This window comes from Chitinophaga arvensicola (assembly GCF_900110835.1).
Classification (GTDB): domain Bacteria; phylum Bacteroidota; class Bacteroidia; order Chitinophagales; family Chitinophagaceae; genus Chitinophaga; species Chitinophaga arvensicola.
The window spans coordinates 2833571-2855235 of record NZ_FOJG01000001.1 but is presented as its reverse complement, the minus strand read 5'-3'; the positions used below and the strand labels follow the sequence as shown (position 1 = coordinate 2855235).

Genomic DNA, 21665 nt, shown 5'->3' with positions numbered 1-21665 from the left:
TTAACTTCCAGCCTTCTTAATATAGATTTCTGATCCTGATTGATAAAAAGTAAAAGGTGTTGCAATCTGCAGGGCTTTCAGGGCCTCTGTTACATTCTCTTTCTGAAAGACGCCATTAAACAGCTCGTTTTCGAGAGAGGCGTCCTGGATATGAATATTTACGTTGTACCATCTTTCCATATCCTTTGTGAGAGACAGGAAAGTACGGTTCTTAAAAACCAGTTGATTGTTGATCCAGGCAGTTTCATCGCAGGAATCTGTTCCTTTTTCCAGTTGAAGAGTAGTCACAACAAGAGGTTGCTGCTGCAGACTGTCGGGGGCGCTGGCAGACCAGGCCTGTATCTTTTGTCCGGGTGCGAGGATAAGTTCCCGGGGCTGCCTGTCGGTAGAAACGGCTACTTTTCCGGCCAGCAGTACCACTTCCTGTTTATCATCGCCCGTATAGGCCTTTACGTTAAAGGTGGTACCCAATACGCGTACCTGTATATTACCGGCATGTACGATAAAGGGGTGTTGTTCATTGCCGGCTACTTTAAAATATGCTTCTCCCTGGAGAAACACTTCCCGGGCGCCGTGGGCGAAGCCATCGCCATAGGTCAGCCGGCTGCTGCTATTGAGCCATACGGTGGTACCATCCGGCAGTTGTACACTGGACCGCGCGCCTTTGCGGGTGGCAATGGTATTGTTCTCCGTTCCTTTGATACTATCTTTTGAAGGGTGGGGTTTGAACAGGAACGCTGCGGCGATGGCGATAACGGCCAGCACAGCGGCGGCCATTGCCCATTGCGGGAAACGGCGTATTTTTCTTCCGGTCACCGGTATTTCGGCCGTTTGCTCGGGATCGGCTGCTGCTTCCGGTGCATTCATCGCCGCCTCCAGGGAGGCCCAGCTATCTGCGGCCCATTCCTGGTTGTTGTTAGGGGAGAGAGATTGAGTTGTATTAACCACCTCCATCACAAAACCGGTTTCAGGATGCGCTTTGAGCCATTGTTGCAGCTCCTGCAATTCGGCTTCCGTCGCTTCCCCTGATAATTTCCTGGCTAATAATAAATCGATTCGTTCTTCCATTAATGTAAATACTGTAACAAGGACACACTTTTTGTCAAAAACCCCCAAAAAGTGTTTATAATTTGGATAAATAACCTGTTTTCCGTGGATCTCCGGTACAAAGGAATATTTCAGCACTGATCTTGCGGATGGCAATAGTGAGCTGGTTTTCGACTGTTTTGACGGAGAGGTTCAGAATTTCTGCTACTTCCCGGTATTTCAGTCCATCTTCTTTTACCATTTTGAAAATAATGCGGCATTTGGGAGGAAGTGCGGCAACGGCGCCTTCAATGCGCTGGCGTAGTTCTGCTGTAATCAGTTGCTGTTCCGGATCTGCGGTAAAATCCAGCGATGCTTCCGACACCGTATCGATATCCACATGCTGCCAGTCTTTATTCCGGCTGAAATAACTGGAGATGCCATTGCGTACGCCCACATACAGGTAAACGCGGAGATTCGCTATTTCATGAATCCGCTGACGCGAGCGCCACAGGTTCATAAATACATCGTTCACTACCTCTTCCGCAATAAATTTGCTTTTTATGTATACAAACGCAAAGTTGAGCAGTTGCGGGGCCTGGGATAAATAGAACTCCCTGAAAGCCGCCTGGTCACCTTCGTATTGGATACGACGCAACAAATCCTCCATAGCGATTTATAAAAATTCTGGTCAACACAATATAAGCAGCTCTGCTAACTTTTTACATTATTTTTATGTATCACCCATTTCCCGCCAGATACGGCAATCTTCTTACATTCGCTTTGTTATGAAGCAGAACAAATACGACGATCCATCCTTTTTTGAAAAATACAGCCAGATGCCGCGTTCGGTAGATGGTCTGAACGCTGCCGGCGAATGGCACCTACTCCGCACCATGATTCCCGCATTAAAGGATAAGCGTTTGCTGGATCTCGGCTGTGGCTTTGGCTGGCATTGCCGCTATGCGCGGGAGCAGGGCGCCCGGCAGGTAACAGGCGTGGATATTTCCGCCAGGATGCTGGAACGCGCCCGGCAAACCACACAGGACCCCGCCATTGAATATCTTCAACTGCCGGTAGAAGACATTGATTTTGCGGAAGGAACTTTTGATGTGGTGATCAGTTCACTCGCCCTCCATTATGTAGCGGCCTATGAAACGGTTTGCCGGAAAGTATTTGATTGCTTAACGCCCGGTGGCACTTTTGTGCTTTCTGTAGAGCATCCGGTATTTACAGCTATTGCGGCGCAGGACTGGTACCACGATGCTAACGGGCATCGCCTGCACTGGCCTGTGGATCAGTATCAGCAGGAAGGATTACGGAATACCCGCTTTCTCGATACAGACGTGGTCAAGTATCACCGGACGCTGGCTACGTTGCTGAATGCCCTGATCGGTGCCGGTTTCCGGATAACAGCCATATCAGAACCACAACCGGCTCCGGACGTAATAGCGGCGTATCCTGAAATGAAAGATGAAACCCGGCGGCCTATCTTTCTGCTGGTGAGTGCAGTGAAACCTGGTTGAATTTTATAATGATGAAATGTGTTTGCCCACAGGGAGCAGGTATCAGGTTGCTCTGCTCTTATAAGAAGGGGACCGCCCCATACGCTCATCCTGGCAATACAAATCACCCATCTGTAAATCCAGGGCGTCTTCTCCACCCAAAGCAGCCATGGCAAAGGATTTCCCTTCCTTTAACCCCGCTTCTTCCCTTCTCCCGAAAATATATTTTTCATTTTATACCAAATGGTATATTTTTGTATCGTCAAAAGAACGTGGGATATGAACAAGGCGGAGAAAACAAAACAGTTTATTGTGGAGATGACGGCCCCTGTTTTTAATGAAAAGGGCTATACCGGCACTTCTTTAACGGACATGACCAATGCCACCGGGCTTACCAAAGGCAGTATTTACGGCAATTTCGCCAATAAGGACGAAGTGGCCCTGGCCTGTTTTGACTACAACCTGAAAAAGGTAACCACCATTATCCGGCAGGAATTAGATAAACAAAAAACTTACCGCGACAAACTGCTGGTGTATGTGCATGTATATGAGAACTTCCTGAAACATCCGTTTCCCATAGGAGGCTGCCCCATTCTCAACACCGCCACCGAAGCAGACGATACCCATCCTTTACTGAAACAAAAAGCAACAGACGCCATTCTTTCCTGGAAAGGAGTGATCATGGACCTGATCGAAAAAGGAAAAGACAACGGGGAATTCAGCGAAGACGTAAATGCCGAACAAACGGCCCTTACCATGATCGCCACTATTGAAGGCTGTATCATGATCGCCAAACTGACCGGCAAAATGAATTACCGCAACACCATTATGCAATCTGTTGAAAAAATGGTGAACGGACTATAAACGCATTTTTTTCACTATAAATATACCGAACGGTATAATAAAACAAACAGACATGAAAACATCCGGAAACACCGTGTTAATTACCGGTGGTAGCGCTGGCATCGGACTTGAACTGGCCAGACATTTATCCGAACTTGGCAACCAGGTGATTATTACCGGCAGAGACGCCGCCAGACTGGAAAAAGCGACCCAGGCATTACCCGGCGTAAAAGGCATTGTGAGCGACGTAACCAGCGACAAAGCAGTTTGCGAACTGGTGTCCATCCTGCAAAAGGATTATCCTTCCCTGAATATGGTGATTAACAACGCCGGCCGCGCTTTTGCCTACAAACTGTCCGACGCCGCCAACGCTGCCGCCAAAGCAGTAGAAGAAATGGATACTAATTTCTTTGCTGTGATCCGCCTCACAGAAAAGTTACTGCCATTACTGCAGCAACAAACGGAAAGCGCCATCGTAAATGTAACTTCCATCGTGGCCTTTGTTCCCGGCTTGCATATACCTACCTACTCCGCCACCAAAGCCGCACTCCGGTCTTATACCCAGGCACTCCGCATCACCTTCCCGCAGCTGCATATCTTTGAACTGATGCCGCCTTTGGTAAATACAGATTTCTCCGAAGAAATTGGCGGAGCCAATGGTATCCCTCCTGCACAGGTAGCCACGGAATTCATCGCTGCACTGGAAAAAAACGAGTACGAAATACACGTAGGCAACACCGAACAAATCTATCAACTGATGCTCACTTCCCCCGCAGCGGCACTCGCAACCATGAATGCAGGAAAATAAGCAGCAAAAAAATGTCTCCATAAATATACCATCCGGTATATTAATTAACAGCAATGAAACGGACAGTACTGATCCTGGTGGTAATTACAGCAGCCATCATGGAATTGATAGATACTTCTATCGTAAATGTAGCCCTCTCGCATATGAGTGGTAACCTGGGCGCCACACTGGAAGATACCTCCTGGGTCATTACTGCCTACGCCATTGCCAACGTGATCATTATCCCCATCACAGGATTTCTGGCGGCAAAACTGGGACGACGTAATTATTATATCGGCTCCATCATCGCCTTCACCTTCTTTTCCCTGATGTGCGGACAAGCCACCAACATCTGGATGCTCGTGGTGTTCCGCTTCCTGCAAGGCATCGGAGGTGGCGCCCTCCTATCGGTTTCACAGGTAATTATCTTTGAACAGTTTCCCAAAGAAAAACAAAACGTAGCCAGCGCACTGTTTGGGGTAGGCGTGTTTATTGGTCCCACTATCGGCCCCACCCTGGGCGGTTACATCACTGAATTCTATTCCTGGCCCTGGATCTTTTACATTAACGTACCTATCGGTATCATCGTGGCCAGCGTTTGTTACATCCTGCTGAAAGAACCTGCTACCACCCCCACGTCCAAACGGATCGACTGGAACGGTATCCTGTTCCTCGCCGTAGGAGTAAGCGCCCTGCAAACTGTGCTGGAAAGAGGTGAAACAGACGACTGGTTTGAAGCTCCCTACATCACCTGGTTATCGGTCATCGCCGCCTTTAGTATTGCGTTGTTTGTATGGTGGGAACTGCGGATCAAGGAACCCGTCGTAAACCTCCGGGTGCTGAAAAGCAGGAACCTCAGCATTGCAGCGGTACTCACCTTTGTATCAGGCATGGGCATTTTCAGTTCTGTTTTCCTGACACCGGTGTTTGCACAACGGCTGCTGAATTTTACGCCCCTGCAAACCGGCATGCTGCTGCTGCCCGGCGCCTGTCTGGCTATCGGCGGACTGATCATCTCCGCGAGGTTACTGCAACGCGGCGTTTCGCCCGTGTTCCTGATCATATCGGGTATGGGATTATTCATTCTATTCAGCTGGCAGATGTCCTCATTAAACCAGGACGCCAGCGCTTCGGCAGTCACCACGGCACTGGTATGGCGGGGTGTCGGGCTTGCGCTCGTCACCGTACCCCTTACCACCCTGGCGGTATCTTCCCTCGCACCGGCCGACATCGCGCAGGGCGCCGCCCTGAACAACATGATGCGGCAACTGGGCGGTTCCTTTGGCATCGCCATGGTAAACACTTACCTCGCCAACCGCAATGCACAACACCGCTACGACCTCGTCAGTAACCTGCATACCGACAACCCAGCAGTAGCCAACCGCCTCAGCGGATACACCCATTTTTTCGCCAGCAAAGGCGCTACGGTAACGGATGCCCATCGCGAGGCTCTCAAACTGCTCGATAACTCCGTCATAAAGCAAACCACCCTGCTCAGCTTCAGTGATGCGTTTCTGCTGGTAGGATTGATATTTCTTGGCGCATTGCCATTACTGCTGATGGCATCCCGCAATAAGAAAAAGGCGGCCAATGTTATTGTAATGGACCATTAAAACAGTTGTATACAGGGGCAAACGCCCCTGTATTACCCTATGGCGGCTCATGCAAAAACATTATATTGTAATTAAAAAATGCGCCCCTTATTCTTGTCCACCCTCCTCCTTTTTGGCTGTGCTAACGCCTGTGCACAAACGCCGGAAACATCGGCAAAAGCCATTGTTAATCAGTTATTCACTGCCATGCGCAACAGCGACAGCGCCGGTATAGTGGCCTGCTTTGCACCAGGAGCTTCCCTGAAATCTGTTACGGAAGATAAAGCCGGCAACACCGTCGTTAAGGATACGCCGATTCCGGAATTTGCCTCAGTAGTGGGAAACCTGCCCGCCAATGCGGCCGATGAACGCATTGTGTTTGACAATGTGCTGATCGATGGCAATATGGCTTCCATCTGGACACCGTACCGCTTCTTTTTCAAAGGCCAGTTTTCCCATTGCGGCGTAGATGCCTTCCTGCTGGTAAAGCTTTCCAATAGCTGGAAAATCCTGCATATCCTCGATACCCGCCGTAAAGAAAACTGTATAGAAAACAAATAAAGATGCCGACGACATTTAAGTCCGCCGGCACCTGGGTTTATTGATAGAATACTGGTTGCATAAGCAAATAAAAAAAGATCACTTTCCGCGAAAAGCAACCTGTCATGTACCACGCCACCGCAGTGGAATAGCCTGGCTGTTCAATGACAACCAAGGATAAGTAACGAAAAAAGGTATTCACAACACGCCGGCCTTTCACCCGAAAGCACTGACGATTAAAAGCCATTGGCAGGTCTTCTGGCTTCCTGCTTTTCCGGATGCCTTCCCGTTCTGAAAACCAGAACAGTGGCGGGGAGTATTCACTCCGGAAAGACAATACCTGTGGCAGCAGGTATGCAGGATTACAGCTACGGGGATAGCTCCGGTATCACACCGGATTCCCTTTTAATACAAGGCGTATAAAGCCCGGTAACCAAAGCAGCCGCAAACTTAAGGGAACTAATACGAATCACCAAATAGCGCCATCTCCCTCCGTTTTGAATCGACCAAATAATAACCTACTTTTGTTCCGCAATGGTTTATGCTGCCCCATCCAGGGGTCTGCATAATTAAAAGGGAACACCGGTGTAAATCCGGGACAGTCCCGCTGCTGTAAGTCTCCTACAATGCCCGGGCATTACCAATCAGACCACTGTTGAAACATCAATGGGAAGGTCGCCCGAAGCAGAGATAAGTCAGAATACCTGCCATGCACTTATTTTTTTAAGCTTTCGTGGAATGAAGCTTGGAATACATGCAACCTGCAGGCAACTCCTGCATCTTGTCTCTTTTCCTGGTTATCTTTTTTTATTGCGAAAGCTGTTGATGTAATATTAACAGGCTATACATGAAGTGTTTCAAGGAACACGCGGGTTGGCGGAAGAAAACATCCGGGATGTTGTTCTTTATGCTCTGCTGCGGTATGCTGCGCGTACATGCACAGCAGGCAGACAGTATAAAGACCAGAGACCTCCGGGAAGTAGCTGTCACCGCTCCGCGTGCCGACCGGGAAGTAAATCCCGGTCAGAAAATGCAGGCAAAAGAGCTGGAAAGACTGGGCAGCCATTCCGTAGCGGATGCAATTCGTTTTTTTGCAGGCCTGCAGATCAAAGACTATGGCGGTATCGGCGGATTGAAAACCGTGGATATCCGGAGCATGGGCACCAATCATGTAGGCGTATTTTATGATGGCATACAGCTGGGCAATGCACAGAATGGCCAGATAGACCTGGGTAAATTTTCCCTGGACAACATGGAAGAAATTGCTCTCTACAACGGACAGAAAAGCAACATCTTCCAACCCGCCAAAGATTTCGGGTCTGCCGGCTCCATCTACATGACTTGCCTCAAACCTAAATTTGCACCCGGCGAAAAAACACATCTGCGCGGCACCATCAAAACCGGCTCCTTCGGATTGTTTAATCCATCCCTGCTCTGGCAACAAAAAGTAACAGATAAAATATCCGCCTCCTTCAGCACAGAATGGGTAAATGCTACCGGCCGCTATAAATTCCGCTACCGGAAACTCGATGACGCCGGACATGTAACCTATGATACCAGCGCCTACCGGAAAAATGGCGACATCAACGCGGTACGTGTGGAAGGCGGCTTCAATGGCATATTGAATGGCGGGGAATGGAATACTAAAATCTACTACTACCAATCCGAAAGAGGACTACCCGGCACCATAGTCAACAATGTGTTTTCGCATGTAGACCGGCAATGGGATCAGAACATTTTCATACAGGGACATTTCCGCAAAGACATTACCAAACATTACAGCATTTTACTGAATGCAAAATACGCGTACGACTATACGCGTTACCTCGCACCGGATACCGCAAGGCTGTATATCGACAACCATTACCGCCAGTACGAAATGTATTTTTCGATGGCCCATCAGTACATCCTCACCAAATGGTGGACGGTTTCCGCCTCTGGCGATTTTCAATGGAACCGGATGGATGCTGATCTCCGGAACTTCACCTACCCTACCCGTTATACCACGCTCACCGCAGCTGCCACCAACCTGACCTTTTCCCGCTTCAGCGCACAGGCCAGTTTACTGGGCACTTTTGTGAGTGAAGACGTGAAATTGAACGCAGGAGCGCCTTACCAGCAACAATTCACACCAGCCGTATTTATATCCTGGCAACCATTGCCCTCGCCCGATTTCAGGGTACGCGCCTACTACAAAAGAATTTTCCGGATGCCAACTTTCAACGATCTGTATTACACGGATCTGGGCAACAATCTCCTGAAACCGGAATTTGCCAAGCAATACGACGCTGGTATCACCTGGAATAAAACCTGGTCCAATGGCTGGCTCACACAAGCCGCCATTGAAACCGACGCCTATTATAACGAAGTCACCGACAAAATAGTGGCCGTACCCGGCGATAACCAGTTCAGATGGATGATGATGAACCTGGGCAAAGTGAAAATTAAAGGACTCGATGTGAAAGCTTCCGCCGTCTGGAAATTATTCCAACAGGTAAACTTCAATACCAAACTCACCTACACCTTCCAGCGGGCGCAGGACTTTACAGATCCCGCCGATAGCTTTTACGGCGATCAGATCATCTATATTCCCCGGCACAGCGGATCGCTGATACTGGGCGCTGACTACAAACAATGGGAAGCCAATTACAGCTTTATCTACACCGGCGAAAGATATAACAGCAAGGAAAACAAACAGAAAAATTATGTGGAACCGTGGTATACCAGCGATCTGTCTGTTGGCAGGCAGTTTCAGCTGCAACATACCCGCTTTCATATTACGGCGCAAGTCAATAATGTGGCTAATCAGTACTATGATGTGATTTACAATTACCCCATGCCGGGAAGAAATTACCGGTTCATTTTTACCGTGAATATTTAACAGCTATGAATGTCATGATGAAACAGTTAAGAAACACAGTCCTCCCCATAGCCGCTACCATGCTGCTGTTCACCGCCTGCAGAAAAGGAGACAGCATCGTGCCACCGGAAGTAACACCGGTAGACACCGCTCATCCGCATGCTGCATACAACGGGTTTTACCTGCTGAATGAAGGCAATATGGGCAGCAATAAATCGTCCCTGGATTATTATGATTACACTACCGGCATCTATAAAAGTAACATCTACGCTACTGCAAATCCAACAGCGGTAAAGGAACTGGGAGATGTGGGAAATGATATACAGATTTATGGCAGCAAACTGTACGCCGTTATCAACGTATCCAATAAGGTAGAAGTGATGGATGTAACTACCACCAAACGCATCAAACAGATCGACATTCTTAATTGCCGCTATGTAACGTTTGCTAACGGTAAAGCCTATGTGAGTTCTTATGCAGGCCCCGTCCTGATAGAACCCAATGCCCCGATAGGACAGGTATTGGAAGTAGATACTGCTACGCTCACCATTACCCGTAAAGTAACCGTAGGCTATCAGCCGGAAGAAATGGCGGTTGTCGGCAACAAACTGTATGTAGCCAATTCAGGCGGTTACCGCGTGCCCAACTACGACCGCACCGTATCCGTGATAGACCTGAATACTTTTACAGAGATCAAAAAAATTGATGTGGCCATTAACCTCGATCGCTTAAAAGCCGACAGCGATGGCGATATATACGTGACTTCCCGGGGTGATTATTACAAAGTGCCATCCAATCTTTTCCTGATAGATACAAAAACAGATGCGGTAAAAAAAACATTTGACATCCCTGTCAGCAATCTCGCTATCTCCGGCGATACCGCCTATGTATACGGTTCTTCGTTCAGCTACATCACCGGCAAATGGACTATCTCGTATAACATGGTCAATATAAAAACAGAAACCGTGCTGAATAAAAACTTCATCACCGATGGTACGGAAAATGGCATCAAAATGCCTTATGGCATTGCCGTTAATCCTGGTACCAGGGAGATCTTCGTCACAGATGCGAGGGACTATGTATCATCCGGCACTTTGTATTGCTTTGATCCTTCCGGGAAAAAGAAATGGGCTGTCACCACCGGTGAAATACCTGCACATATTGTTTTTGTTGCGTCCAGTAAATAACCAACCATTTATTATAACTATCTAAATGCACATGATGAAAAGTAAATATCTACTCGCTGCTATGATGATGGCCGCTATTGTCAGCAGCTGTTCGAAAGACAAAGACGTGAAACCACCTGTAGAAGATCCGGAACCAACAGGTCCTTTTCAGAACAAGGTGACCAAAGTGTTTGAATACTTCCCGGCGCCCGGTCAGTTTACCAATGGCCTGCCCGTTTGGAAAACCGGCGACAGCGCCAAACAGATGGCAGATTATGCCCTCACTGCGCTGGCAAAAGAAGATATGATTTCCCTTGGTGGCTTCGGCGGCTATGTGGTTATGGGTTTCGACCATACCATCAAAAATGTACCGGGTGAATATTCCTTCATTGTATTGGGCAATGCATTTCCCAACTTTGCAGAACCGGGCGTGATCTCCGTTTCTGTGGATGTCAATAAAAATGGCTTACCGGACGATGAATGGTATGAAATTGCCGGCTCTGAATACAACAGTTCCAAGACGGTAAAAAACTACCAGATCACCTACTACAAACCAGACGAAAAGAAAGTCAGGGTGCCTAACCCGGATGATATGTATATCACCGATATGGAATACATCCGCTGGAAAGACAACAAAGGTGGTTCCGGTTACCTGTCAAGAAACATGTTCCATGACCAGCCTTATTACCCGCAATGGAAAGGAGACAGCATCACCTTTACCGGTACCAAAATGACAGATGCAAATATCAGGAACACTTCCAGTGATCCTGATCAGCCGTTCTGGATCAGTCCTGCTTTCTCCTGGGGTTATTCCGATAACCAGTCGAACGATGACGACGATGCAAAAATAAAGCTGGATTGGGCGGTAGATAAAAACGGTAAGCCGGTGAAATTATCAGGTATCAACTTCATCAAAGTGGCCACTGGTATCCGTGCAGAAGCAGGATGGTTAGGAGAGATTTCTACCGAAGTAGTGGGCGTACGCGATCTGAATCTGAAATAATGTATTTATTCTTCATAGAAGAAAGGCTGTCTTAAAAAAGACAGCCTTTCTTTTTTCCTTGACTATCTTACCGATACCGGGTGCTTATCGTCGCCAATTGCAACAAGGCTAAAAGTGCCTGTTATGGCCTTTTCCCGGGAGTACGAGTACATTTCTTCAATGTATATCTCCACCAATACCTTTACACTGGTATTACCTACTTCCGTTACTTTTCCGATCAGCTCCACAATTGTTCCCGCCGGAATAGGGCGGTTAAAATCTATTTTACCGGAAGATACAGTCACCATTTTTTTACGCGCAAAACGGGTGGCTGTAATAAATGCTACTTCGTCCATGAGCGACATAGCAGTACCACCAAAGAGCGTATCGTAGTGATTGGTGGTACTGGGAAATACCGCCTTAAAGATCCTCGTTTCCGAATGAAGAATTTTCTCTTCCAGAGTCATAGTCATATGTTATCTTTTACTTTTACAAAGTTGCTTTTACCAGTATACTTCCGCAGCTGCTACCATACCGGAGCGCGCTAAGGAATACCTGTTGTTACTTTTAATGATTACGGTAAATGCAGCAGGAAGAAATACGGAAAGGAGAAAGTAACTGGTGTTTACAAAACAGGCGCGCAGGTGAGCGGGTCACACTACGCCAACTGTTCTCTGTAAATAACCGTATACCGAAACCTGACCTGCTTCAATCCCCGAAAGCATTGTCAAAGTGAAATAAAGGCAGGTCTCCTGGCTTGCTCCGCAGGTCAACACCTTCCCATTCCTTATCGGAAACAGTGGCATTTTGTTGACCCGTTGCAGCGTATTACGCTGCAGGAAGCTTACAGTTGCGGGACAGCCTGTGATTTGCACACAGTTCCCTTTTAATCCCGCTTTTCAGCGGGAACCATTACTTGCTTCGAAGGTAATACATAAAGAACCGGGGGCGAAGATAACAAATCCCGGCCACTATCAGTGATAAGCCGCACAACCAGGCATGTTTCGTTTTCTTACAATTTTCCGGTGCCCGGATGATGGAATTTTACATCATAAAAAAAACAACACACCATGAAACAGGCAAATATTTTGATCACCGGTGCTACCGGTCACATTGGAACTACTTTGGCAAAACAGTTATCCGCACAGGGCGTCCCTTTCCGGGCGCTGGTACGCAACGCCGATAATAATACACAGACCATTGCCGCATTACCCGGTGCAGAAATCGTGACAGGCGATTTCAACGATGCCGGCAGCCTGGCGAATGCCTTACTGGGAATAGAAAAAGCGTTCCTGCTCACCAACTCTTCCGAACAGGCAGAACAGCTGCAGATCAACTTTGTGGAAGCAGCCATCCGCAGCGGGCTTCCACATATCGTAAAGCTGTCGCAACTACACGCCAGTGCCGCCTCTCCGGTACGTTTCCTGCGCTATCATGCCGCTGTGGAAGCAAAGATCCGCTGGTCCGGCATCCCGTGGACCTTCCTCCGTCCCAATTTATTCATGCAGGGCTTAATGGGATTCAGGGACTCCATTGTACACCAGGGAAAATTCTTCGCTACTGCCGGCGAAGCCCCTATCAGTATCGTAGATACCCGCGATATTGCTGCGATTGCTGCCGCCGCCTTAACCACCGCCGGCCATGAAGGCCGCGTCTATGATATCACAGGGCCGCAGTCGCTCACCCATACCCAGCTGGCGGCTATCTTATCCGATGCCCTGGGAAAGCCCGTTCAATATATTAATGTCACCGATGAACAATTACTCCCCGCCTTGCTGCAGGCAGGTTTCCCTGCCTGGCAGGCCGAAGGACTGATAGAAGACTATGCACATTATGCCCGTGGCGAAGCCGCAGCAGTATCCAATGCCGTCGCCGAAGTAACCGGTAAGCCCGCCCGCGATTTCGCGGGCTTCGTGAAGGAATATGCACCGATGTTCTTATAAATTAGAGGGGAGCGCCTTCGGCGCTCCCCATTCCAAAAAAAAGCCCCATATTTTCCGCCAATTCCGTATTTTACTTACAAATCGAGAAGCCAGTGAGCCATGAAGAAGCTGTTCTGTTACAAAAACTGCAGCAGGGAGATACCGAAGCGTATATTACCTTATACAATCAGTACTACCCTTCCCTTTATACTTACATTCTCCACTTCATTCATGTACCGGAATTAGCGGAGGATGCACTGCAGGAAGTGTTTGTAAAGATTTGGGAAGTCAGGGAGCGGATAAGGCCTGAATTATCATTCAGCGGCTACCTTTACCGTATTACCCGCAATCATGTATTCAAATTACTTAAGAAAATTACGGCCGACGAAGCACTGCGCCTGCAGGTAATGCAGGGATTGCAGCAGCAAACCGAAGATGCCGACACGCAATTGCTGTGGAAACAATATGAATCATTGCTACACGAAGCCATTGCACAACTCCCCCCACAAAGACAGAAAGTATTCCGCCTTTGCCGGGAGGAAAGTAAAAGTTATGAGGAAGTAGCCATAGAACTGGGCATTTCCCGCAATACCGTAAAAGAACATATGGTGCTGGCTATGAAAAGCATCAAGTTCTTCTTCTACACCAATACAGACGGCATTCTGCCCGTTCTCTTTTTTTCCACCCTGTTGCTGGACACCTCCCGTCCTTAATTTTTTTTTATCCTGACCCACCCTGTTTGTTTTTTTTAGGATAGTATATATATGCGCATGAACAGGAACAAGGAATATTATGAATTATTGCTGCAACGCTGGCAAACACGGACCTGTAGTCCGCAGGAAGCCATTGAGCTGATGGACTACCTCCGCCGGGAGGAAGCCAACCGCCTTCTCCTGCACGAAATGCAGCACGCTTTCGGCCAGGTAAAGCCGGATCACCGTTCTCATGCCGGCGAACCTGGCGACAGGGTCCGGAAAGAGCTGCTAAAGCATATCCAGGGCGCCCCGGTGATCCCACTGACTGCTCCCCGGAAAAAACCGGGATCTTTCCGCCTGGCCGCAGCAGCAGCCATACTGGTAGGTCTTTCCCTGCCAGCCGCCTATTTCTTCCTCCATCAATCCAAAACGCCGGCTCCCGTTGCCGCCGTTATTGCACCCGCCGCAGATATAGCACCGGGCCAGCACAAAGCCGTACTGACCCTCGCCAACGGAGAAAAAATCATACTCGACAGCGCCGGGATGCAGCAACTGGCCCAACAGGGCAACAGCACCGTACTGCACCAGGGTGGACAACTCGTATATGTTGCCAGTAAAGATGCCGGAACTACCCCCATTTATAACACACTGACCACCGCCGCCGGGGAAACCTACCCGCTGGTAATGGCCGACGGCAGCAGGATCTGGCTGAACGCGGCCTCTTCCATCCGCTTCCCCGCCACCTTTGCAGGCAATGAACGCAAAGTGGAACTCAGCGGCGAAGCCTATTTTGAAATTGCTGCCGATGCACACCGGCCCTTTCGCGTACAGGTAAAACAAATGACGGTAGAAGTACTCGGCACTCATTTTAATATCAACTCCTATACAGACGAAGCTACCATCAATACCACCCTGCTGGAAGGCGCTGTAAAAATAAACAGCGATCAACACAGCATACAACTGGCCCCCGGGGAGCAATCCCAGCTGAGCGCCAACGGACAGATAAAAAAAGTAACCGGCGTCAATACCTCGGAAATAGTTGCCTGGAAAGATGGCTACTTCCAGTTTGAAAGCGCCGACCTCACCACCGTACTACGGCAGTTTGCCCATTGGTACGATGTGGAAATTATATACGAAGGCCCCGTGAAACCCAGGAAATTTTTTGGGATGATCAGCCGCCGGAGTACCCTGATGAACGTATTAAAAATGCTAAATGCCAATGATGTCCATTACAGATTAGAAGGAAAAAAACTGATCGTCGAAGGCGATCAGCAGTGAACAGTCATATCAGCCAAAATATAGCAGCAACCAAAGGAACAATGATTTTTTAAGGAGATCGCACAACCAAACCATTTGTCTAATCAAAACTCAGCACCAGTATGCAATTAAGTACTATTGCCAGTGCCCGGCGTACATCGCACCGGCGTCTAACAAAACATCTGAAGGTCAGTCAGCTGCTGGCCCTGTTGTGTTTCGCCGCCACAACACCTGTATACGCCGCCAGCCACCCCGACCAGGTTGTAAGCCTGTCTATGAAGAATGCGTCTGCAAAAGATGTATTCCGGGAAATCAACAAACAAACCGGCCTGAATATCCTGGCAGACGAAGCCCTGCTGGAGAAAAGCGGCAGAGGCAACATCGTCGTAACCAACATGCCTGTAAATGATGCGCTGAACATCTTCCTGCGTAATCAACCCCTTACTTACGCCATTGAAGGAGGCGCTATTATTGTAAAAAATAAGCCGCTCCTTCCACCGGCCAGCACACCGCCGCCACCGGTAGAAATACATGGCGTGGTCACCACCGACAAAGGCCAGCCCCTCCCCGGCGCCACAGTAACGGTAAAAGGCACCAAAACCGGTACCGTTACCAATGCCGATGGCAGCTTTAAAATCAATGCCAACCCGGGTGAAACCCTGGAAATTTCTATGGTAGGCTTCAAAGCCTGGTCCGTGAAATTTGATGGCAAAAACACCAATTTCAAAGTGACGCTTTCAGAAGAAGTATCCAACCTCACCGACGTAGTCGTAGTAGGGTATGGTACCACCAAAAAGAAAGACCTCACCGGCTCCATCAGCTCCGTATCCAGCGAGGATATGAACATCGGTGGCGTTACCAGCAACGCAGCACAGGCCATACAGGGCCGCGCAGCCGGCGTACAGGTAAGTCAGTCGAATGCAGCGCCAGGCGGACAAACCATCGTGCGTATACGCGGCGGTAACTCCATTAAATCGACCAACGAACCATTATACGTGGTAGATGGCTTCCCCTCTGAAACCGGAAAGGACATCAACCCAAATGATATCGACGATATCCAGATCCTTAAAGACGCCTCTTCTACCGCTATCTATGGCGCACGCGGCGCCAACGGCGTAGTAATGATCACCACCAAAAGAGGTAAAAGCGGCCGTGCCGCTATCCAGTATGATGGCTACTACGGTACACAAAGAATCGTCAAGGAATTCGATAAAATGAATGGCCTGGAAAATATGCAGGTCACCAATGCCAAAGCCATCGAAAAAGGACAGCCTGCCTATTACTCAGCCGCAGATCTGGCCAGCGGCCGGAACAACGACTGGTTTAAACTGGCTACCAGACCAGGTATGGTGCAAAGTCATAACCTCAGCGTCAGCGGTGGTACTGCGGAAGACCGCGTTGCATTATCCGGCAGTTACTTCAAACAGGATGGCGCCCTGAAAAACACGTCTTTTGAAAGGTATTCTGTGAGACTCAATTATGATAAACAATTTACGCCCCGCTTTAAAACCGGTGCCAGCGTTTATGCATCACACGCTTATACCAATTTCAAAACCTATGATGGAAACATTGTACCGTCGAACGTGATGTATGGCGTCATCACAGCATCTCCGGCCATTCCGTTATACAACGACGACGGTTCATACGCCCGGTTTAAAGGAAGGGACAACCCACTCGCATGGCTGATGGCACCGACCAACGACCGCTATGAAAATAAAGTCACCATCAACGCATACGCCGACTACAAAATCCTGGAAGGATTCAATTTCAGGGTAAACGGCGGAACTGAATATACCACCACCAAAGAAGGCACCTATCTGCCCCGCGACCTGGTAGATGGTGAAAAAGTACAGGGTAAAGCCAGTGTAAACGATGTGGCCATGACCCGTAACCTGGTTGAAGCCTATTTCACTTACAAAAAAGTGTTTAACCTGATCCACTCCCTCAACGTAGTGGCGGGTGTTTCCTACCAGTCGGATCAGAGCCAGCGGCACTACTCCCAGGTACAGAAATTCAGCACCGACGCCTTCCTGTATCATAACCTCGACGCAGGTACAGAAAGATTATCCAGCACCAGTTTAACCATTCCTTCTAAAATGGCTTCCGCCTATGGCAGAATCAATTACTCTCTGAAAGATAAATACCTGGCTACTTTCACCGTGCGCAGAGATGGATCTTCCCGTTTTGGTGGTAACAACCGTTTCGGGGTATTCCCTTCCGGGTCGCTGGCCTGGAGAGCAGGTGAAGAAGATTTCATCAAAGATCTCAACGTATTCTCCAACCTGAAAGTAAGAGGCGGTTATGGTGTAACCGGTAACGACCGCATCGGGGACTACATTTATATGTCGCTCTTCGGCCCTACCAACGTTTCACTGGGTGAAGGCAGCTCCAGCTATGGCGGAACCGTTATAACCCGCTTACCAAACGAAGACCTCCAATGGGAAAGCACTGCACAACTGGATCTCGGTATAGATATGGGCTTTTTCAACAATCGCGTAAATGCTACGATCGACTACTACCGCAAAAAAACCAATAAGCTGATCTTTGATATGCCGATTGGCGACTGGAATGGTTTTGCCACGCAGACCGTCAATGCCGGCAGCATCGAAAACAAAGGGATTGAATTATCTGTGACCACAGAAAATATTGTGAACCATGCCTTCACCTGGAATACTACGGTGAACATTGCCTACAACAAACAAAATTGCCTGGATCTCGGTGGCCGTCCTTATGTGATCACACAAACCGCGAACCTGTATGGCGGCCGTGGTATGGACTTTACCAAACTGGAGCCAGGAAGGGAACTGAGTACTTTCTATGGTTACATTTATGATGGCGTGATCAAAACCGGTGAAGCACATCCGGCCCAACCTTCTTCCAAACCAGGTGATCCGAAATTCAAAGACATCAGTGGTCCCAACGGAAAACCAGATGGTATCATCGATGCCAACGACCGTACTTACCTCGGCCATGCCAACCCGCATTACATTTATGGTATCAACAACAACTTTGCCTACAAAGGTTTTGAGCTGAATATCTTCCTGCAGGGCGCACTGGATTACAGCCTGTACAACGGTACCGGCCTGGTACTGGAATCAGGTCCCGGAAAAGCAGCCCTGAACAGGTGGACTACCACCAACGAGAACACCGATATCCCCAGAGATGGCTATGCCATTGCTTATGGTGGTATGATGAACTCCCGCTTCGTGGAAAATGCTTCTTACCTGCGTTGTAAAATGCTGATGCTGGGATACAATATCCCCGTAGCCAAAACCTTCCTGAAAAGCCTGAGAGGCATTAAGGTATATGGCTCTGTACAGAACTTATTCACTATTACAAAATATACAGGATCAGACCCGGAAGTAAACAGTAATCTCAACAGCAGCGGCAGCAACGCCAACCTCTCATCCGGATTGGACTACACCGCTTTCCCTGCTTATCGCACTTTTACAGCCGGTCTTAAATTAAATTTCTAAACCTGTAAACTCCGGATCAAATGAAATACGCATATATCGCATTAACCACCCTGCTGCTGGGAGCCAGTTCGTGCAAGAAGATGGTGGAACCAAAAGTATACAGTTATCTTACAGATGCCAACGCATTCCTCACCCTGAGCGATGCCAAGGCTGCAGTGAATGGCGTTTATTCCAGACTTAAACAACCCAGTGGTAAATCGGATGCCTGGATGTACTATGCCGGTTTCCAGGTAACTATTTCTGACCTGACCACCGATATCGGTCATGCCAGCTCCGGCGGCGACGTAGGACTGATGGCGGATTGCCAGTGGGCGCCAGCCAACACTTACCTGGCCTTCGCCTGGCAACACCAGTATAAACTGGTCACCGATGCCAACATCTCCCTGTATTATATTCCTAAAATGACCAGTCTTACAGATGCACAGAAAGATCAGTTCACCGCTGAACTCCGCTTCCTGCGCGCACTGGGCTATGTGGATCTCACCGATGCTTTCGGACCTGTGATCCAGGTAACCGAAGAAACAGTGGCTAAAAATATTGCTGCACCAGATTATGAAGCTGCATTGCCCACCACACCGGTAGCAGAGATCAATAAAATGATCATCAGCGACCTGGAATTTGCTGCTTCACATCTGCCCGCCAACTACCTGAGCAATCCTATCTATTCTTCCAATGACATAGGACGTGCCACCAAAGGCGCTGCCATGTCTTTGCTCTGCAAACTGTACATGCGCGAACATGAATGGCAGAAAGCACTGGACCTCACCACCGAGATCATGAAACTGGGTTATGGCCTCTATCCTTCCTATGCAGGCTTATTCGCAGAGAAAAACAAATGGTGCCAGGAAAATATCTTCAGCGCATTGGCTGATCCGCTGGTAGATGCCGTAGAAATCATGAACCACTTCGGCCCGATCAACAACCCACAGGTAACAGACCGCTGGCAGTACTTTGCTGTCACCTGGTACTTCTGGAATACCTACGCGGCCAACGACGATCGTAAACAGATGTTCTATTACGATTACATCGGTACCGATGGTTTGCATTACATGCAGGCGCCCACCGGACAAACCAATCCGCCGGATGGTTTCTACTACATGCCGGATGTAGCCACCACCAAATTTGCAGATCCGAAAGGCTCTACTACCTACTACGACGGGCACGTATTCCCGATCCTGCGCTATGCTGATATCCTGCTTTGCAGGGCCGAAGCATTGAATGAACTGAACGGTCCTTCTACGGAAGCCATCGGGCTGATCAACCAGGTAAAAGACCGCTCCCACGCCACTAACCTGGGCGCTCCGGGTACCTTCACCAAAGAAACCCTCCGCGATGCAATTTTACAGGAACGCGGCTGGGAATTCTTCTTTGAGTGCAAACGCAGACAGGACCTGATCCGCATGGGCAAATATGAAAGCGTGGTCAATAAATACCTCTCCGCAGTAGGAAAAGTGCCGTCTATTCAGATCGCACGTGATAAGTATTTCTCTTATCCACAGGCACAGGTAGATCTTAACAAAAGCCTCAGCAACAGCGGCCGCCGTTAATACTTTTCTAAATGATTCAATAGTGAAAATGATCACATGGAATAATACAAAACGCTTGCTGCCATTGGTGTCAATGGCAGCGGCGTTTCTGCTGCTGTCATCCTGCGGCTCCTCCGGTGGAAACGACATCGTATCCATTACGCTCAATTCACAGGGTCAGAATGCCGTCAAGGTGAAAACAGATATTATCTGTACAGATACCGTAGATGCAGCCGTGGAATACTGGCATAAAGGACAGGTAAAACATGATACCACGTTGCTGTCTGTACACCAGCTGCATCATGCTATCGTGCTCACCAACCTGCTACCCGCAACGGCATACGAATACCGCACTCTTACCGGCCACGGAAAGAACCTGTATCCAAGCAAAGTGTATACTTTCAACACCTCCGACTTTCCCGGCTGGATGAAAGATATGTTCACCGTAGTATGCCCGGATAGTTCACGCCTGCCCGCCACTTTCCGCAAAGGCTACGTAATGCTTACCCGCCGCGAAGATCCCGGTGTGCTGTTCCTGCTGAATGCCAAAGGCAGCATTGCCTGGTATCACCAGGTAAGCGGCACCGGCTTCAAAGTAGCCCGCTTCACAGATCACAATACCTTTCTTACCCTCCTGGGCGGCCCTGGCTACGAAACCAGCTATGGCGACCAGATCCTGGAACTCTCCATCACCGGCGATACGCTGGCCAATCTCAAAAAAGGACAACAGGATTTTAAACAGACCATTCACCACGAAATACTGTTGAATCCTGACAATCATTTTGTGACGCTGTGTGTGGAAGAAAAAATCTATGACCTGAGCAGTAAAGGCGGCAGCAAACAGGACACGGTAAAAGGCGACGGCATTCTTGTGCTGGACAGACAAGGCAAACAGGTATGGAAATGGACCGTATTTGATGCACTGAATCCCCTCGATGATAAAAACATCTTACAGGAAAAACAGGACTGGATGCACGCGAACTGTATTGCGTTCGACAAAGACGGTAACTACCTCATCTCTTTTTACAACAACGGACAGATCTGGAAGATAGATGGCCGCACCGGTAAACGGATGTGGATCTTCGGAAAGGGAGGCGATTTTGAGATGCCTGCCGAAGCCCTGTTCGACCAGGCACATGGCCTCCATATCAATGAACACGGCGAACTGATGTTCTTTGACAACGGCGTGAGTAAAAAAACATCCCGGACACTGGCTTTTACATTGGCGGAAAACGAAAAACAGGCACATCTCACCATCAATACCAAACTGCCACCGGAGAACTATAATGAAAGAATGGGCAGCAGTTATTTAGTGGCAGATACGACCCTGCTGCAATGCGCCACCAAGCGCAATACCGTGATACTGACCAATTTTGAAGGCCGGTTTCTCTGGCTGCTGAAAATGGGTATGTCGTCTTACCGCGCCTCCTTTATTCCAGCTGAAAGACTGGCTCCTTACCTGGATCAACCGGGTTACTAACTTAAAAC

Annotated in this window: 17 protein-coding genes and 3 riboswitches; of the genes, 14 read left to right on the top strand and 3 right to left on the bottom strand. The window is 48.7% G+C overall.

The features are described 5' to 3' along the window. Together BMW79_RS11885 and BMW79_RS11880 are read right to left on the bottom strand one after the other, a co-directional pair. The gene (locus BMW79_RS11885; protein WP_089894944.1) at positions 1-1068 is read right to left on the bottom strand and encodes a FecR family protein; all 1068 of its coding nucleotides are present in this window, start codon (positions 1066-1068) and stop codon (positions 1-3) included. 55 nt (positions 1069-1123) lie between these two features. Then, on the bottom strand, positions 1124-1696 hold the full coding sequence (locus BMW79_RS11880) for an RNA polymerase sigma-70 factor (RefSeq protein WP_089894942.1): 573 nt from the start codon (positions 1694-1696) through the stop codon (positions 1124-1126). Positions 1697-1814: 118 nt separating this feature from the next. Here BMW79_RS11880 and BMW79_RS11875 point away from each other — a divergent pair, with 118 nt between their 5' ends. From BMW79_RS11875 to BMW79_RS11840, 8 genes are all read left to right on the top strand, one after another. Then, positions 1815-2552: a class I SAM-dependent methyltransferase gene (locus BMW79_RS11875; RefSeq protein ID WP_089894940.1), complete on the top strand. Its 738-nt coding sequence runs from the start codon at positions 1815-1817 to the stop codon at positions 2550-2552. 258 nt (positions 2553-2810) lie between these two features. Then, positions 2811-3395, top strand: a complete 585-nt coding sequence (locus tag BMW79_RS11870) for a TetR/AcrR family transcriptional regulator (RefSeq protein ID WP_089894938.1) — start codon at positions 2811-2813, stop codon at positions 3393-3395. Between the two features lie 52 nt (positions 3396-3447). Continuing rightward, positions 3448-4182 carry an SDR family oxidoreductase gene (locus BMW79_RS11865; protein WP_089894937.1) on the top strand — a complete coding sequence of 245 codons (735 nt, stop codon included), beginning with the start codon at positions 3448-3450 and terminating at the stop codon, positions 4180-4182. Positions 4183-4235: 53 nt separating this feature from the next. Continuing rightward, positions 4236-5774 (top strand): DHA2 family efflux MFS transporter permease subunit, encoded by a 1539-nt coding sequence (locus tag BMW79_RS11860; RefSeq protein WP_089894935.1) that lies wholly within the window; start codon positions 4236-4238, stop codon positions 5772-5774. 78 nt (positions 5775-5852) lie between these two features. Next, entirely contained in the window at positions 5853-6314 is a 462-nt protein-coding gene (locus tag BMW79_RS11855) for a nuclear transport factor 2 family protein (RefSeq protein ID WP_089894933.1), read from the top strand. 210 nt (positions 6315-6524) lie between these two features. Next, positions 6525-6746, bottom strand: a riboswitch (cobalamin riboswitch). Between the two features lie 65 nt (positions 6747-6811). Then, positions 6812-7019, top strand: a riboswitch (cobalamin riboswitch). Positions 7020-7140: 121 nt separating this feature from the next. Further along, on the top strand, positions 7141-9174 hold the full coding sequence (locus tag BMW79_RS11850; protein ID WP_218150303.1) for a TonB-dependent receptor: 2034 nt from the start codon (positions 7141-7143) through the stop codon (positions 9172-9174). Between the two features lie 14 nt (positions 9175-9188). Further along, complete coding sequence (locus BMW79_RS11845) at positions 9189-10340, top strand: DUF5074 domain-containing protein (RefSeq protein WP_218150302.1); 1152 nt, start codon at positions 9189-9191, stop codon at positions 10338-10340. A gap of 34 nt (positions 10341-10374) precedes the next feature. After that, the gene (locus BMW79_RS11840; protein WP_089896867.1) at positions 10375-11322 is read left to right on the top strand and encodes a hypothetical protein; all 948 of its coding nucleotides are present in this window, start codon (positions 10375-10377) and stop codon (positions 11320-11322) included. A gap of 62 nt (positions 11323-11384) precedes the next feature. Here the strand turns inward: BMW79_RS11840 and BMW79_RS11835 are convergent, their stop codons facing one another. Then, positions 11385-11774 carry an acyl-CoA thioesterase gene (locus tag BMW79_RS11835; protein WP_245752464.1) on the bottom strand — a complete coding sequence of 130 codons (390 nt, stop codon included), beginning with the start codon at positions 11772-11774 and terminating at the stop codon, positions 11385-11387. Between the two features lie 252 nt (positions 11775-12026). Continuing rightward, positions 12027-12230, bottom strand: a riboswitch (cobalamin riboswitch). A 141-nt stretch (positions 12231-12371) separates the two neighbouring features. On the opposite strand from BMW79_RS11835, the gene BMW79_RS11830 reads away from it, so the two are divergent. The 6 genes from BMW79_RS11830 (at position 12372) to BMW79_RS11805 (ending at position 21657) form a co-directional block, all read left to right on the top strand. After that, positions 12372-13244, top strand: a complete 873-nt coding sequence (locus BMW79_RS11830) for an SDR family oxidoreductase (protein ID WP_089894928.1) — start codon at positions 12372-12374, stop codon at positions 13242-13244. A 92-nt stretch (positions 13245-13336) separates the two neighbouring features. Beyond that, entirely contained in the window at positions 13337-13936 is a 600-nt protein-coding gene (locus BMW79_RS11825; RefSeq protein WP_177192128.1) for an RNA polymerase sigma factor, read from the top strand. A gap of 57 nt (positions 13937-13993) precedes the next feature. After that, the gene (locus BMW79_RS11820; RefSeq protein WP_177192127.1) at positions 13994-15196 is read left to right on the top strand and encodes a FecR family protein; all 1203 of its coding nucleotides are present in this window, start codon (positions 13994-13996) and stop codon (positions 15194-15196) included. A gap of 101 nt (positions 15197-15297) precedes the next feature. Next, complete coding sequence (locus BMW79_RS11815; RefSeq protein WP_089894922.1) at positions 15298-18651, top strand: TonB-dependent receptor; 3354 nt, start codon at positions 15298-15300, stop codon at positions 18649-18651. Positions 18652-18671: 20 nt separating this feature from the next. Next, entirely contained in the window at positions 18672-20198 is a 1527-nt protein-coding gene (locus BMW79_RS11810) for a RagB/SusD family nutrient uptake outer membrane protein (RefSeq protein WP_089894920.1), read from the top strand. 28 nt (positions 20199-20226) lie between these two features. Continuing rightward, a complete protein-coding gene (locus BMW79_RS11805) occupies positions 20227-21657 on the top strand; it encodes an aryl-sulfate sulfotransferase (protein ID WP_089894918.1) in 1431 nt (476 codons plus the stop codon). Positions 21658-21665: the final 8 nt, after the last annotated feature.

What these genes read in the sequence shown, in the direction of transcription:
- BMW79_RS11810 (WP_089894920.1), top strand. Translation starts at nt 18,672, where the DNA reads ATGAAATACGCATATATCGCATTAACCACCCTGCTGCTGGGAGCCAGT.
- BMW79_RS11880 (WP_089894942.1), bottom strand. Translation starts at nt 1,696, where the DNA reads ATGGAGGATTTGTTGCGTCGTATCCAATACGAAGGTGACCAGGCGGCT.
- BMW79_RS11860 (WP_089894935.1), top strand. Translation starts at nt 4,236, where the DNA reads ATGAAACGGACAGTACTGATCCTGGTGGTAATTACAGCAGCCATCATG.
- BMW79_RS11855 (WP_089894933.1), top strand. Translation starts at nt 5,853, where the DNA reads ATGCGCCCCTTATTCTTGTCCACCCTCCTCCTTTTTGGCTGTGCTAAC.
- BMW79_RS11875 (WP_089894940.1), top strand. Translation starts at nt 1,815, where the DNA reads ATGAAGCAGAACAAATACGACGATCCATCCTTTTTTGAAAAATACAGC.
- BMW79_RS11885 (WP_089894944.1), bottom strand. Translation starts at nt 1,068, where the DNA reads ATGGAAGAACGAATCGATTTATTATTAGCCAGGAAATTATCAGGGGAA.
- BMW79_RS11845 (WP_218150302.1), top strand. Translation starts at nt 9,189, where the DNA reads ATGATGAAACAGTTAAGAAACACAGTCCTCCCCATAGCCGCTACCATG.
- BMW79_RS11805 (WP_089894918.1), top strand. Translation starts at nt 20,227, where the DNA reads ATGATCACATGGAATAATACAAAACGCTTGCTGCCATTGGTGTCAATG.
- BMW79_RS11830 (WP_089894928.1), top strand. Translation starts at nt 12,372, where the DNA reads ATGAAACAGGCAAATATTTTGATCACCGGTGCTACCGGTCACATTGGA.
- BMW79_RS11835 (WP_245752464.1), bottom strand. Translation starts at nt 11,774, where the DNA reads ATGACTATGACTCTGGAAGAGAAAATTCTTCATTCGGAAACGAGGATC.
- BMW79_RS11865 (WP_089894937.1), top strand. Translation starts at nt 3,448, where the DNA reads ATGAAAACATCCGGAAACACCGTGTTAATTACCGGTGGTAGCGCTGGC.
- BMW79_RS11850 (WP_218150303.1), top strand. Translation starts at nt 7,141, where the DNA reads ATGAAGTGTTTCAAGGAACACGCGGGTTGGCGGAAGAAAACATCCGGG.
- BMW79_RS11870 (WP_089894938.1), top strand. Translation starts at nt 2,811, where the DNA reads ATGAACAAGGCGGAGAAAACAAAACAGTTTATTGTGGAGATGACGGCC.
- BMW79_RS11820 (WP_177192127.1), top strand. Translation starts at nt 13,994, where the DNA reads ATGAACAGGAACAAGGAATATTATGAATTATTGCTGCAACGCTGGCAA.
- BMW79_RS11815 (WP_089894922.1), top strand. Translation starts at nt 15,298, where the DNA reads ATGCAATTAAGTACTATTGCCAGTGCCCGGCGTACATCGCACCGGCGT.
- BMW79_RS11840 (WP_089896867.1), top strand. Translation starts at nt 10,375, where the DNA reads ATGAAAAGTAAATATCTACTCGCTGCTATGATGATGGCCGCTATTGTC.